The organism is Rhizobium moroccans, assembly GCF_057559155.1.
Genome location: NZ_JBHFJG010000001.1, coordinates 166,549 through 180,835 on the forward strand (window position 1 = coordinate 166,549; position 14,287 = coordinate 180,835).

The 14,287-nt window shown below is 60.2% G+C and carries 13 protein-coding genes, 1 tRNA gene and 1 riboswitch; of the genes, 12 read left to right on the forward strand and 2 right to left on the reverse strand.

Features of this window, described 5'->3' with window-relative positions; translation table 11 throughout:
* Positions 1-2: 2 nt before the first annotated feature.
* The gene (locus ACE04I_RS00725; RefSeq protein ID WP_487206431.1) at positions 3-659 is read right to left on the reverse strand and encodes a thiamine diphosphokinase; all 657 of its coding nucleotides are present in this window, start codon (positions 657-659) and stop codon (positions 3-5) included.
* A 177-nt stretch (positions 660-836) separates the two neighbouring features.
* Positions 837-914: riboswitch (SAM riboswitch) on the forward strand.
* 57 nt (positions 915-971) lie between these two features.
* On the opposite strand from ACE04I_RS00725, the gene metA reads away from it, so the two are divergent.
* From metA to ACE04I_RS00770, 9 genes are all read left to right on the forward strand, one after another.
* The gene (metA, locus tag ACE04I_RS00730) at positions 972-1,898 is read left to right on the forward strand and encodes a homoserine O-acetyltransferase MetA (RefSeq protein WP_487206349.1); all 927 of its coding nucleotides are present in this window, start codon (positions 972-974) and stop codon (positions 1,896-1,898) included.
* Between the two features lie 87 nt (positions 1,899-1,985).
* The gene (locus tag ACE04I_RS00735) at positions 1,986-3,011 is read left to right on the forward strand and encodes an aldose epimerase family protein (protein WP_487206350.1); all 1,026 of its coding nucleotides are present in this window, start codon (positions 1,986-1,988) and stop codon (positions 3,009-3,011) included.
* Positions 3,012-3,092: 81 nt separating this feature from the next.
* A complete protein-coding gene (locus ACE04I_RS00740; protein ID WP_487206351.1) occupies positions 3,093-5,378 on the forward strand; it encodes a CDC48 family AAA ATPase in 2,286 nt (761 codons plus the stop codon).
* Positions 5,379-5,649: 271 nt separating this feature from the next.
* Positions 5,650-5,724: transfer RNA gene (locus ACE04I_RS00745), tRNA-Gly, on the forward strand.
* A gap of 169 nt (positions 5,725-5,893) precedes the next feature.
* The gene (locus ACE04I_RS00750; RefSeq protein ID WP_487206352.1) at positions 5,894-7,489 is read left to right on the forward strand and encodes an EAL domain-containing protein; all 1,596 of its coding nucleotides are present in this window, start codon (positions 5,894-5,896) and stop codon (positions 7,487-7,489) included.
* 115 nt (positions 7,490-7,604) lie between these two features.
* A complete protein-coding gene (locus ACE04I_RS00755) occupies positions 7,605-8,114 on the forward strand; it encodes a prolyl-tRNA synthetase associated domain-containing protein (protein WP_487206353.1) in 510 nt (169 codons plus the stop codon).
* A 57-nt stretch (positions 8,115-8,171) separates the two neighbouring features.
* A complete protein-coding gene (trxA, locus tag ACE04I_RS00760) occupies positions 8,172-9,164 on the forward strand; it encodes a thioredoxin (protein WP_487206354.1) in 993 nt (330 codons plus the stop codon).
* A 95-nt stretch (positions 9,165-9,259) separates the two neighbouring features.
* Positions 9,260-9,940: an LON peptidase substrate-binding domain-containing protein gene (locus ACE04I_RS00765; protein WP_046796217.1), complete on the forward strand. Its 681-nt coding sequence runs from the start codon at positions 9,260-9,262 to the stop codon at positions 9,938-9,940.
* 8 nt (positions 9,941-9,948) lie between these two features.
* Positions 9,949-10,137: a Trm112 family protein gene (locus ACE04I_RS00770; RefSeq protein WP_046796218.1), complete on the forward strand. Its 189-nt coding sequence runs from the start codon at positions 9,949-9,951 to the stop codon at positions 10,135-10,137.
* Here the strand turns inward: ACE04I_RS00770 and ACE04I_RS00775 are convergent.
* Positions 10,134-11,408: a ubiquinone biosynthesis hydroxylase gene (locus ACE04I_RS00775; RefSeq protein WP_487206355.1), complete on the reverse strand. Its 1,275-nt coding sequence runs from the start codon at positions 11,406-11,408 to the stop codon at positions 10,134-10,136. The genes ACE04I_RS00770 and ACE04I_RS00775 overlap by 4 nt on opposite strands.
* A 28-nt stretch (positions 11,409-11,436) precedes the next feature.
* On the opposite strand from ACE04I_RS00775, the gene tesB reads away from it, so the two are divergent.
* The 3 genes from tesB (at position 11,437) to ACE04I_RS00790 (ending at position 14,269) form a co-directional block, all read left to right on the forward strand.
* The gene (gene tesB, locus ACE04I_RS00780) at positions 11,437-12,321 is read left to right on the forward strand and encodes an acyl-CoA thioesterase II (RefSeq protein ID WP_487206356.1); all 885 of its coding nucleotides are present in this window, start codon (positions 11,437-11,439) and stop codon (positions 12,319-12,321) included.
* A 211-nt stretch (positions 12,322-12,532) separates the two neighbouring features.
* Positions 12,533-12,883 carry a P-II family nitrogen regulator gene (locus tag ACE04I_RS00785; RefSeq protein ID WP_046796220.1) on the forward strand — a complete coding sequence of 117 codons (351 nt, stop codon included), beginning with the start codon at positions 12,533-12,535 and terminating at the stop codon, positions 12,881-12,883.
* 27 nt (positions 12,884-12,910) lie between these two features.
* Positions 12,911-14,269 (forward strand): ammonium transporter, encoded by a 1,359-nt coding sequence (locus tag ACE04I_RS00790; RefSeq protein WP_487206357.1) that lies wholly within the window; start codon positions 12,911-12,913, stop codon positions 14,267-14,269.
* Positions 14,270-14,287: the final 18 nt, after the last annotated feature.

Sequence of the window (14,287 nt, forward strand, 5' to 3'; positions counted from 1 at the left end):
CATTAGGCTCCGGAAAAATCATGGGGGCGGGCGATGATCATGGCCCTGCCGACGAAAAGCGAAAACTCCACCGGACCTTCCGCGATATTGGAAACTGTACGAGACGAACCGAAAGGCAGCCCAAACTGTTTCAAGGGATATCTGGCGCCGGTGATGTCGAGCCCTTCCAGTGCCGAGAAGCCGATGATGGAGAACAGCGAGCCTTTCGGCAGATCGAGAACCTTCTTGCCAGGTAGAAGCGGGACGGCCTCTTCCTCACCGGAGGTCAGGAGAATGTCCAGGCCTCGTTCGGCAAGGCTCATGGCGTAGACGAAATGCTGAAGCAGGTGGTCGCTCCGCTCGCCGCCAATGGCGCCTGCGAAGATCAACCGGTTGGCTCCTCGCAAGATAGCCTCCGCCGTGGCGATCTCGCCGTCGGTTTCGTTCTTGGCGGGGGGATAGGGCTGCCGCTCCACGCCCGGCCACCGGGCTGCGAGCGCAGCATCGGTGGAATCGAAATCACCGACCCATAGTTCCGGCGTTACGCCAAGCTCCTCGGCGTGTTTCATGCCGCTATCGGCTGCGATGAAGCGGCTGCCGGCAAGCTCTGCACGAAGACGGTCCGTGATGGCGAGGTGGCCGCCGAGCAGGATGGCGAAGGTCGAAGTGGTCATGGGCATTGCCCATAGCGCAAACAGCGGCAAAAGGGAAAGCCGCGTTCCGCTTGCCTTATCCACCTTCATTCGCCTCTCTCCCGCGAAGGGTGGGATGCAGCGCAAGGTTTTTCATGACACCCTGTGCCCGTGGAAGATTTTGCTCCCATTGACGGACAACGAAGCAAGGCGTAATTGAAGCATCGAGAATTCCGTGGTGATTTGGCCGGCCGGCTTGCAGCCACGTAAAAAAAGTCGCTAAAGGGCCGCGAGAAGATGCTTCCCACGGACCGGCTGCGATTTTTTCCGCCGCCGGTTTTTTCATTTGTGGGTTGATACATGCCGATCAAAATTCCCGATAGATTACCTGCCTTCGACACGCTCGTTCAGGAGGGTGTACGGGTTATGACCGAGACTGCGGCAGTCCGGCAGGACATCCGCCCGCTGCAGATCGGCCTTCTCAACCTCATGCCGAACAAGATCAAGACCGAGCTGCAGATGGCGCGTCTGGTCGGCGCGACACCGCTGCAGGTCGAGCTGTCGCTTGTTCGCATCGGCGGCCACAAGGCCAAGAACACCTCCGAAGATCACCTGCTCTCCTTCTATGAGACCTGGGAAGAGGTGAAGGATCGAAAGTTCGACGGTTTCATCATCACCGGTGCACCGATCGAGACGCTGCCGTTCGAAGAGGTCACCTACTGGGACGAGATGCAGCAGATTCTCGACTGGACGCAGACGAACGTGCACTCGACCATGAACGTTTGCTGGGGCGCGATGGCGGCGATCTACCATTTCCATGGCGTGCCGAAATACGAGCTGAAGGAGAAGGCTTTCGGCGTCTATCGCCACCGTAATCTCGCCTCCTCGTCCGTTTACCTCAACGGTTTCTCGGATGATTTTCAGGTGCCGGTGTCACGTTGGACCGAGGTGCGCAGGGCCGACATCGAAAAGGTGTCTGAACTGACAATCCTCATGGAATCCGACGAGATGGGCGTCTGCCTGGTGCAGGAAGAGGCCGGCAAGCGCCTCTATATGTTCAATCACGTGGAATATGACTCCACTTCGCTGGCGGATGAGTATTTCCGTGATGTGAATGCCGGAATCCCGATCAAGATGCCGCACGACTACTTCCCACACAACGATCCCGAACTCACGCCGCAGAACCGCTGGCGCAGCCACGCGCATCTCCTCTTCGGCAATTGGATCAACGAGATCTATCAGACCACTCCCTACGAGTCCGAGAAGATCGGCGCCAAACGGGTCTAGGAAAAGCTTTTCCGCCGGCGAGCCGTTGCGGAGAGGCGGGAAATCAGCCTAGTTTGCCGCCGGTCGATCGAACGGGAGAGATGAGACATGGCGGGCGAGGCAAATCAACGCGAGGTTTTCGGTCAGACGGCCGCGGGCGAAACAGTCTACCGCGTCGTGCTTTCGGGCGGCGGGTTGACGGCCAAGGTCATCACATGGGGCGCGGTGATCCAGGATCTTCGGCTTGAAGGCCATCAGCCGCCGCTTGTGCTCGGTTTCGAAGCCTTCGACGATTATCCCCGCTATTCCTCCTATTTCGGCGCGACACCCGGCCGTTGCGCCAACCGCATCGGTGGCGGTCGGTTCACGCTCGAAGGTCAGGATTACCAGCTCGAACTCAACGAGAAGGGTGTGACGCATCTGCACGGCGGAAGCGATGGCCTGGGCAAGCGCAACTGGGAAATCGTTGATCTCTCCTCCGACAAGGTCACGCTGCGGATCGTCGATCCGGACGGACGGGCCGGCTATTCCGGAAATTGCACCGTTACCGCCACCTATCACTTGCATGGCGACGGGGTTTTGTCGGTTATCTACGAATCGACGGCCGACAAGCCGACCATCGCGAATATCTGCCAGCATTCCTATTTCAATCTCGATGGGCGGGAGGATGCACTCGGTCACGACATCATGATCGCCGCCGATCATTTCCTTGCGCTCGATGAAAGACAGGTTCCGACCGGTGAGATCAGGTCCGTTGACGGCAGCGCCTTCGACCTGAGGGAAATGGGGCCGATGAAGCGCTCCGAGAACGGCGAACAGGTGCTTTTCGATCATAACTTCTGCCTCTCTTCCGAGCGCATGGAAAAACGTTCGGTGGCGCTTGCCCGCAGCGTCAATTCCGGTGTTTCGCTGGAGGTACGGACCACGGAGCCCGGCGTGCAATTCTATGCCGCCTTCAAGCTCGACGTTCCGGTGCCGGGGCTGGAAGACCGGCGTTACGGCCCCTTCGCCGGCTTCTGCCTGGAAACCCAGGTCTGGCCCGACGCCATCAACCACGAGAATTTTCCAAACGCCGTGCTGCGGCCTGGCGAGGTGCTGCGCCAGGAAACGGACTACGTCTTCTCGAAAAGCTGATCAGGACATTTGCCTCGGCTCGGGAACCATCGATTTGCGGCTCCGTTGATGGGAAGCCGATCGACTTCCGAGGAGGATCCGATGCCTGAAGCCGAGGAACAGGGCGTAAAGCTTCAAGTCGCCAATACCAGACCTCAGGATGCCGGCCACGGCTTGGCACGTTTCAGCCAGGAAGCGCTCGCGGCCCTTAATGTCCGCGAAGGCGAGATCATCGAGATCATGGGCAAGCGGCATACGCCTGCTATCGCCGTGCGCGCCTATCCCGAAGACGAGGGGCTCAAGCTCGTTCGGCTTGATGGCCTGCAGCGCGTGAATGCGGGCGTTTCCAGCGGCGATTTCGTCGAGATACGCAAGGCGGAGGCACGGCCCGCCACCCGCATCGTGCTGGCTCCGGCGCAGAAGAACCTTCGCCTGGAAGGATCCGGCGAGGCCCTGAAACGCACCTTCCTGCACCGGCCGATGGTCGCCGGCGATGTTATTTCAACCTCAATCTACCAGCGGGTTCGTGCGGGCAGTTCCCGCATTCCGGAGGAATTGCTGCGCGGCATGGTCGACCTTCCGGCCTATGGGTTGCAGGAGATCAGGCTGGCTGTCGTTTCCACCCAGCCGCGCGGCGTCGTCCAGGTCGGAGAGGGCACGGTGATCGAATTGCGGCCGCAATACGAAGAGCCGAAGGAAGCCCGGCGAGCCGATGTGACCTATGACGATATCGGCGGCCTCGGCTCTTCGGTGGATCAGGTGCGCGAGATGATCGAGCTGCCGCTTCGCCATCCCGAGCTCTTCCAGCGCTTGGGGATAGAGCCGCCCAAGGGGGTTTTGCTGCATGGTCCGCCCGGAACCGGCAAGACGCTGCTCGCGCGTGCCGTCGCCAACGAGACGGAGGCGAATTTCTTCCACATAGCCGGACCGGAGATCATGGGTAGCCGGTACGGAGAGTCCGAGGAGCGGCTGAGGCAGGTCTTTCAAGAGGCAGCCCAAAGTGCGCCCGCGATCATCTTCATCGACGAGATCGACTCCATTGCGCCGAAGCGCGAGCAGGTGACCGGCGAGGTGGAGCGGAGGATCGTCGCCCAGCTTCTGACGCTGATGGATGGGCTGGAGCCTCGTCAGAATATCGTGGTGATCGGAGCGACGAATCGGCGGGATGCCATTGACGAGGCCCTGCGGCGACCGGGGCGCTTCGATCGCGAGATCGTCATCGGCGTTCCCGATCAGGAAGGCCGCCGGGAAGTCCTGGCCATACATACGAGAGGCATGCCGCTCGCGGAGGATGTCAATCTCGATGAGATCGCCCGAACCACCTATGGGTTCGTGGGAGCCGATCTCGGGGCATTGGCAAGGGAAGCGGCCATGGATTCGCTCAGGCGCATCCTTCCCGACCTGAACCTACGCGAGGGCATCTCTTCGGAGGTGCTGGAGAATCTCAGCGTCACGCAGGATGATTTTCTGAGCGCGATGAAGCGCATTCAGCCAAGTGCGCTGCGGGAGATCATGATCCAGGTGCCGGATGTCGGCTGGGCTGATATCGGCGGACTGGATGAGGCGCAGATGCGCCTGAGGGAGGGCGTCGAGCTGCCGCTCAAATCGCCCCAGTCTTTCCGCAGGATAGGTATTCGACCGGCCAAGGGATTCCTTCTGTTCGGCCCGCCGGGAACAGGTAAGACCCTCCTCGCGAAGGCCGTGGCACGAGAGGCCGAGGCCAATTTCGTTGCGACCAAGTCCTCCGATCTCCTTTCCAAATGGTACGGCGAATCGGAGCAACAGGTTTCCCGTCTTTTCCAGCGGGCTAGGCAAGTGGCGCCGACCGTCGTCTTCATCGACGAGATCGATTCGCTCGCGCCGGCACGAGGCGGCGGCATCGGAGAACCCGCGGTGACGGAGCGCGTCGTGAATACGCTGCTTGCGGAAATGGACGGGTTGGAAGAGCTTCAGGGGGTCGTAGTGATGGCGGCCACGAACCGACCGAACCTCCTCGATCCGGCATTGCTGAGACCAGGCCGTTTCGACGAACTGGTCTATGTGCCGGTCCCGGATGAAAAGGGCAGGCGGAAGATCCTGGGGATTCACACCAGGAACATGCCGCTTGCCGGTGACGTCGATCTCGACCACTTGGCGCAGGCGACCGAGCGCTATACCGGAGCGGACCTAGAAGACCTCACCCGGCGGGCCGGACTTTTGGCCTTACGTGAAAAGCTCGATATTCAGGAGGTTACGCGCAAGCATTTCGAGCAGGCGCTCTCCGAAACCAGGCCTTCCGTGACGCCCGAAATGGAGCGGGAATACGAGGAGATACAGCGCACCCTCAAGCAACAGGGGCCCAATCGCCAGCAGATCGGTTTCGTGCCGCTTCGCCAGGCCGCAGAATAGTTCCTGCGGAGGCTTGCTGGTTGGTCGAGCTTGCGGATTGCTTGCGAATCCCTGCCTGTAAGTAGGCTAACTTCCTTGCCGGAGGGAATGCCTCGGATGGCCCCGCTTCAAGCGCTGTGCTCAATCCGAGCTTTCCGCAGGTGAAAAAATTCTTGGCCGTTCTCGTCATTTCTCTGTTGCATTTGAAATTCGGTTGCGCCATATAGCGCCCGTCGCCGGCGAGAAGCCGCGGCCCACGGTCCAGCGTCTACCCCGGATCGAGGTTTGATGAGCGGGTGTAGCTCAGGGGTAGAGCACAACCTTGCCAAGGTTGGGGTCGAGGGTTCGAATCCCTTCGCCCGCTCCAGTTTTCTTCAAGGAAATTGATTTACCGTCCGAAGATTGATTTCGGCGTATGTGTTGACGCGTGAAAGAAGACCGCGCTCCTCCCGCTTGTGAAGTCATCATCGAATGTCGTCTCAGGATTTCTTAATTCATCCCGAGCAAGATGCCGTGATGGAGCAAGGAGCGGCGACATGGAGATGCGGCGTTCGCGCATAATCGCCACCGCGATCGTGCTTGGGCTTCTCGGCGCCGCGATTCCTGTTGCCGCCATGGCCTATGTTTCATGGGCGATCGCCCTCAATAAGGAGCTTGCGGTCCTGACGCGTTCGGCGGAACAGGCTTATCTGCGAGCGAGCAGAACCTTCGACGATGCTCGAAAGGCACTCAAGGCGGCAGATGCTGCTGATCTTCCACGATGCTCGGAGGAGCATATCAGGCGGATGCGGATGATGACCGTCAACACGCCTTCGATCGAGGAAGTAGGCTATTTCGAAAACGGCGTACTCAGATGCACGTCCTGGGGTAGGAGCGACGAGGGTATCGCCAAGTCCCATGTCGACTACGTGACGCCGGACGGAATGGAGATTACGCTTCGCGTCCAGCCGGCCATCAGCCACGGGCGCCGCATGACGGCCATGCATTTCGGCAGCCATAATGCGCTCGTGGTCCCTTCCCGCTTCGTGGACATCCTGGTCGACGACACCATATCGCTGGCGGTCCTCAATGAGGACGGCATGCTGCTCGACGGGCTGAACGGCCCCGATCCAGCCCTCGTGCGCTCGGTGGTCGGAAAGGCGGGCAGCGGCGTGGCCGGGAACACGATGTTCGCGGTATCGCGTGGTGAGAGCCTCGTTGCAGTCGCTACGGAGCCGAAAGCCAATCTGGCCGCCAAGGTCAGGAGCGAGCAACTCCTCCTGCTGCCGATCGGTGCGTTCATCGCCGCCTTCGTTGTCGGAACCATTGTCTGGCTTTCCAGGAAGCGTCTCTCCCCGCTTGCGGATTTGGAGGTTGCGGTCCGAAAGCGGGAATTCATCGTCCATTATCAGCCGATCGTCGAGCTCAAATCGGGCATATGTGTTGGTGCGGAGGCGCTGGTGCGCTGGCAGAGGCCAGACGGTTCTCTCGTCCGGCCCGATCTGTTCATCCCGCTTGCGGAAGAAACCGGATTGATCATGCCGATCACCGACCAGGTGGTCGACGCAGTGATCGCCGATCTCAAGACGATGCTGCTGGAGGATCGTACGGTCCACATCGCCATCAATCTTTGTGCGGCGGACATGGCTTCGGGCCGCATCCTCGATGTCATCGACGGCAGGCTTCGCGGCACGGGCATCCGGCATGAGCAAATCTGGCTGGAGGCGACCGAGCGCGGCTTCATCGACATCGAAGCGGCTAGAACGACCCTGCAGATCGCGCGGCAGCGTGGACATTCCGTTGCCATAGACGATTTCGGAACCGGCTATTCGAGCCTGCAATATCTCCAGGAGTTGCCGCTGGATGCCCTGAAGATCGATAAATCCTTCGTCGATACGGCCGGAATAGAGGCCGCCACCAGTTCCGTTACTCCGTATATCATCGGCATGGCCAAGGAGCTTCGGCTTTTCACCGTGGCGGAAGGGATCGAGACCGAGCGCCAGGCGGAATACCTCAAGGAGCATGATGTGGATTTTGGCCAGGGGTGGCTTTTTTCCAAACCCTTGCCCGCAGCCGAGTTCATCAAATTCCATCGGCAATCCAAGGCGCGGCATGGATCCGCGCCGGAAAGAATCCGGGCAAGTGCCGCCTGATCTTGCGAGGAACAGACATTCGCTTGGCCGGTCAGTGCAATGCAGCTATAGTCGTGCCACCCACCTGCCGGTTCCCGCCGGCTCATCTCAAAAATCCAGTCCCTCCCGCGAACTCATGAACAATTCCACCCCGAAAAAGCCTGAGGATCTCTTCCGTTTCCTCGATGATCTGGGCATTGCCCATTCCACTAAAAACCACCCACCGGTCTTCACCGTTTCGGAATCGGAAAGCCTGCGTGATGAAATTCCCGGCGGGCACACGAAGAACCTCTTCGTGAAGGACAAGAAGGACCAGTATTTCGTTCTGACCGTGGAGGAGCGCGCAACGGTGGACCTCAAGGCGGTTCATAAGGCGATAGGGGCTTCCGGCAGGGTCTCCTTCGGCAAGCCGGAGAAATTGATGGAATATCTCGGGGTCATCCCAGGCGCAGTGACGGTTTTCGGCGCCTTTAACGACACCGATGGAAATGTTACCTTCGTACTGGATGAAGATCTGATGAAGCACGACATCATCAACGGGCATCCGCTGTCGAACGAGGCGACGACCTCCATCGGCCGCGAGGACCTCGTCCGTTTTCTCAAGGCGACCGGCCATGAGCCGCTTGTCTTGAAAGTGACGGACTGACATACGATCTTTGCGGTCAAGAGAGCCTGATATCCAAAGCGTTCCGGGAGAACATCTATGAGCGGCAGCAACAATCCATATGGCGGGTCCTACGGTGCCTCCTATGGCGGCCAGATGACCGCCTCGGCAAACTACGGCTCCCAGCCCGCTGCCGCGCCCGCCGGCAATGGCGGCAACCATATCAGTGACACGACCACCGCCGGTTTTTCCAAGGATGTGCTGGAGGAATCCCGCCACCAGCCGGTCCTCGTCGATTTCTGGGCGCCCTGGTGCGGGCCGTGCAAACAGCTCACTCCCGTGCTCGAAAAGGTCGTCAACGAGGCCCAGGGACGGGTGAAGCTCGTCAAGATGAATATCGACGATCATCCGTCGATCCCGGGCCAGCTCGGCATCCAATCGATTCCGGCCGTTATCGCCTTCGTCGATGGGCGGCCTGTGGATGGCTTTATGGGCGCAGTCCCCGAAAGTCAGGTCCGTCAGTTCATCGACAAGCTCGCCGGTCCGGCTGGCGCCGACCAGGCCGCGGAAATCCAGGGCGTGCTCGATGAGGCCGACAAGCTGCTCGGTGAGGATGACATCCAGGGCGCGGCTCAGCTTTACGGCGCGGTCCTGCAGGCCGATCCGGAAAATGTCAAAGCCGCGGCCGGCATGATGCAATGCATGATCGCCATGGGCGAGACGGCACGTGCCAGCCAGATGCTGGCTTCCATTCCGGAAGATCTCGCCAAGGAACCTGCAATCCAGGCTGTCGCGCGGAAGCTCGAACAGATCGAGGAAGCCCGCCAGCTCGGCGATCCGGCGGCACTCGAACACGACCTGGTGCTTCATCCCGACAATCACGAAGCCCGGATGAAGCTTGCGAAGATATTGAACGTGCAGGGCATGCGCGAGGAAGCCGCCGAACATCTGCTAACGATCATGCGCAAGGACCGGACATTCGATGATGACGGTGCGCGCCGCCAGCTTCTGGAGTTCTTCGACGTGTGGGGGCCAAAGGACCCGGCCACCATTTCGGCCAGACGCCGGCTTTCTTCGCTCCTCTTCTCGTAAGGCGGTGGCGCGCGCACTTGCGTTCAGCCGTCGCCGCCCCACATTCTGGTCGGTGGAGTTTACGCCATAGGCGAGCGTTCGGAGGTGATGGTCCCATGATCGTGGGGAATGCAAGGTATGTGAAGCGGGAGGATTTGCCCGATGCAATTCCGGTATTTCCGCTCACAGGCGCCTTGCTGTTGCCGGGCGGGCAGTTGCCGCTCAATATTTTCGAGCCGCGCTACCTGGCCATGTTCGATGCGGCCCTTGCCGGAAGACGGTTGATCGGCATCGTTCAACCCTCGCTTCAGGAAGCCGCCGAGCCGCTTGAAAACTCCCGTCCTCCGCTCAGCACGGTCGGCTGCATCGGGCGCATCACGTCCTTTGCCGAGACCGGAGACGGCCGTTATATCACGTCGATCAGCGGCATATGTCGTTTCCGGCTCCTGGACGAAGTAGGCGCGGGGCACCCCTACCGGACCTTCCGCATTGCGCCGATGGTGGCCGACCTTTCTTTCGAGGAGGATGAGGAAAGCGCGGTCGATCGTGCCGAATTGCTGCGCGTCTTCAGGGCTTATCTCGACGCCAACAAGCTGGAGGCGGATTGGGAAAGCGTCGAGCGCGCCGGAAATCGCACGCTCGTCAACTCGCTTTCGATGATGTCGCCCTTTGGCCCTGCGGAGAAACAGGCGCTCCTGGAGGCGCCCGACCTGAAAAGCCGTGCCGAAACGCTGATTGCCATCACGCAGATCCTGCTTGCCCGGGATTTCGGCGATTCCGACACGATCCTGCAATAGGTAAGATCATGGACGAAAAGCTCAGCAAGGTCGATCCGAAGCTCCTCGATCTCCTCGTCTGCCCGCTGACGAAGGGCCGGCTTTCTTTCAACAGGGAGACCAATGAGTTGATTTCGCGGAGCGCCCAGCTTGCCTATCCGATTCGTGACGGCATTCCGATCATGCTGGTTTCCGAGGCGAGGCGATTAGAGGACTAAATCACCTGCCCGGCCAGGAGCTTCGGCCCGTCTTGGCCGGTTTTGCCCGCCGCCTGGCCGATGAAATAGTTCTTGAGCGCCGGCAGCCGTTCGACCACGCCGAGTCCGAAATCGCGGGCGATGCGGATCGGCGTGACATCATTGGAAAACAACCGGTTCAGCACGTCGGTCGTCACACCCATTCGGAACGTATCGAAGCGCCGCCAGGACTGGTAGCGTTCCAGCACGTTGAGCGCGCCGATATCGAGTCCGAGCCGATCGGCTTCGACCACAGTTTCAGCAAGTGCTGCCACGTCCTTAAAGCCGAGATTTAGGCCTTGGCCGGAGATCGGGTGGATGCCGTGGGCCGCATCTCCGGCAAGAGCGAAGCGGGGAGCGACGAAGGCGCGGGCAAGGGTCAATCCCAGCGGAAAGGCGCGGCGCTCGCCGACGACGGTCAATTCACCGAGCTTATGGCCGAAGCGACGCTGCAGTTCCTCCTCGAACACCAGATCGTCGGATGCGACGAGCCTTTCTGCTTCGTCCGAGCGCTCGGTCCAGACGAGCGATGAACGGTTATTCGTAAGCGGCAGGATCGCAAAGGGGCCGGAAGGCAGAAAATGTTCTTCTGCCACCCCCTCATGCGGCCGCTCATGCGCAACCGTTACGACGATGCCGGATTGGCCGTAGTCCCAGGAGACGGTACGGATACCGGCCATGTCGCGAAGCTTGGAGCGCACTCCGTCGCAGGCCACCAGCAGACGGGTCTCCGTTGTCGAGGCATCTGAGAAGGTGACCACCGTTTTCGAGCTGCCGGTCTCAAACCCCGTTGCCGAAAGCCCATGCCGGATAGTGATGCCGAGTCGTTCGCAGGCACCACGAAGGGCCCGGACCATAGCGACGTTCGGCACCATGTGCGCGAATGGGCGACCCTCCTCAATCGTGCCGTCGAAAGTCAGGAATACCGGACGCACAGGATCGGAGGTGCGGGAATCGGTGACGATCATGCTGCTGATCGGCTGCGCCTCGAACTGGATTTCATTCCAGACGCCGAGCACTTCCAGCATGCGGCTGGCGGCGGCAATGATCGCGGAAGCCCGTTCGTCCTTCTGCCAGACGGTTTCGGGGGCTGCCTCAACCACCTCGATTTTCAGATGTGGCGCCGCCTGCTTGACCGCAACCGCGGCGGCGAGACCGACGTAACCGCCTCCAACAACCAGCATGTCCAGCATTTTCATCGGCTCCCGCGAGACTTGAGAATGTTTCTCCAATGCATATAGATCATCCGGCATCCGCTTCCTATCACCGGAGTTCGCCATAATGTCGCGCCCTTCCGAATCCCCGTCCGCCATGGGCCAGCTCATCGCCACGCTAGACCTCGAGAAGCTCGAGGAGAACCTCTTCCGTGGCAATAGTCCGCAGATCGGCTGGCAGCGTGTCTTCGGCGGGCAGGTCATCGCCCAGGCACTGATGGCGGCGCAACGCACTGTGCCTGCGGATCGCTTCGTTCATTCGCTGCATGCCTATTTCATGCGGCCGGGTGATCCCGCGGTGCCGATCGTCTTTCAGGTGGAGCGAATCCGCGACGGGTCAAGCTTTGCCACCCGGCGCGTGGTCGCCGTGCAGCACGGCAAGGCGATCTTCTCCATGTCCGCTTCCTTCCAGATCGAGGAACCGGGCTACGACCATCAGATAGCCATGCCGCCGGTTACGCTGCCGGAAAAGCTGATGGGGGAGAAGGAGTTCAAGGAACTCTTCCTAGCGCAGGCGCCCGCTGTGGTACGCAAATACTGGAGCCACGAACGGCCGATCGAAATCCGACCCGTTTCCCTGGTCCACTACCTCACCAAGGACAAATTGGAGCCGAGGCAGGATATCTGGGTGCGCACCGTGGGAGAGGTTCCCGCCGATCGTCATTATCAGGCGGCGGTACTTGCCTATCTCTCCGACATGACGCTTCTCGACACGTCCCTCTATGCGCATGGCACGTCGATTTTCGATCCCGACCTGCAGGTCGCAAGCCTCGATCATGCAATGTGGTTCCATCGACCCTGCGCTTTCGACGACTGGCTGCTCTACACTCAGGACAGTCCGAGTTCCTCCGGCGCACGCGGCATGACACGCGGTAGTCTCTATACCCGCAGCGGTAGCCTGATTGCCTCCGTGGCGCAGGAAGGATTGATTCGGAAAAGGGCAAATGATTAATTTGTGTGCAATTTCTCGTTTTTGCACATAATTTCGCCGCTTGGGCGCCGCTCAAATATCCCTTTCTAGCGCGTCTATCCATTATCTATTAAATTTCAACAGGTTAAAGATGCCGATGAATCTGGCACGTCCTTTGAATGTAGAACGCCAGTCGCTGTCATGATCCGCCAGCGATGAGGAGAGTCGGCTCCGCGCCGAGGACAAACAAAGGATGGGAAGCCAGATGAAAATCGTGATGGCCATTATCAAGCCGTTCAAGCTCGATGAGGTGCGCGAAGCCCTCACGGCTGTCGGTATCCAGGGCCTGACCGTCACCGAAGTCAAAGGTTACGGACGCCAAAAGGGACATACCGAAATCTATCGCGGTACCGAATATGCCGTGAGTTTTCTGCCGAAGCTGAAGATCGAAATCGCAGTCCCCTCCGACCTCGTCGAGAAAGCCGTGGAAGCGATCGCCTCGGCCGCCAAAACCGGCCAGATCGGCGACGGCAAGATCTTCGTCTATTCGATCGAGCAGGCCGTGCGCATCCGTACCGGCGAAACCAATACCGAAGCGCTTTAACGCGGCCGACCAGGGGAGTTACTACCAATGCAATTTTCCAAGATTTCAACCTCTCTCGGATGCCTGGGCGCTGCCTCCGCAGCCTTCCTCGCGCCGGTCGCCGCCTTTGCGCAGGAAGCGGCAGCGCCGGCGGCTGAAGCAGCCGCTGCCGTTCCGGAGAAGGGCGATACCGCATTCATGTTCATCTGCACGCTTCTCGTGTTCTTCATGCTGATGCCGGGTCTTGCCCTCTTCTACGGCGGTCTCGTGCGCGCCAAGAACATGCTGTCGGTACTGATGCAGTGCACGGTCGTCGGTGCGGCCATGATGCTCGTCTGGGTCATCTATGGCTATTCCTTCGCCTTCGGCGGTTCCACCAGCGCCTATTTCGGCGGCACGGCCAAGATGTTCCTTTCCGGCGTGACGATGGATTCCACCGCCGCGACTTTTTCTGACGGCGTCGTCATTCCGGAATTCATCTTCATGCTGTTCCAGATGACCTTCGCGGCACTTACCCCGTCGCTGATCGTGGGCGCCTTCGCGGAACGCATCAAGTTCTCGGCCGTGGTGCTCTTCTGCATCCTGTGGGCTACCTTCGTGTATTTCCCGATCGCTCACATGGTTTGGGATGCCAACGGCCTGCTGTTCGGCATGGGCGCGCTCGACTTTGCCGGTGGTACCGTCGTCCACATCAATGCCGGTGTCGCGGGTCTCGTCGGCGCGATCATGGTCGGCAAGCGCGTCGGCTACGGCAAGGACATGATGGCTCCTCATTCCATGACGCTCACCCTCGTCGGCGCAGCAATGCTGTGGGTCGGCTGGTTCGGCTTCAATGCCGGTTCGAACCTCGAGGCTTCGGGCGGCGCGATGCTGGCGACCGTCAACACCTTCGTCGCCACCGCCGCTGCGATCGTATCCTGGTCGATCGTGGAAACCTTCGCCCGCGGCAAGGCTTCCATGCTGGGCGCCGCGTCCGGCATGATCGCCGGTCTCGTAGCGATTACTCCGGCGGCCGGCATTGTCGGCCCGATGGGTGCGATCGTCATGGGCCTCATCGTTTCGCCGATCTGCTATTTCTTCATCGCTGTGGTGAAGAACAAGTTCGGTTATGACGACACGGCGGATGTCTTCGGCGTCCATGGCGTCGGCGGTCTCTTCGGCGCACTGGCGACCGGCATCTTCGCTTCTTCGTCGCTCGGCGGTATTGGTTACGCCGAGGGCGTGACGATGGGCAGCCAGTTCATGACCCAGCTCACCGCCGTCGTCATCACCATCGTATGGTGCGGCGTCGTCTCCGCGATCCTCTACAAGATCGTGGATGTGATCGTCGGCCTGCGGGTCACGGTGGAAGCGGAACGCGAAGGCCTCGACCTCGCCTCCCACGGCGAAGCGGCATACCATCAGTAATCAAGGGGTTTGCGGGGG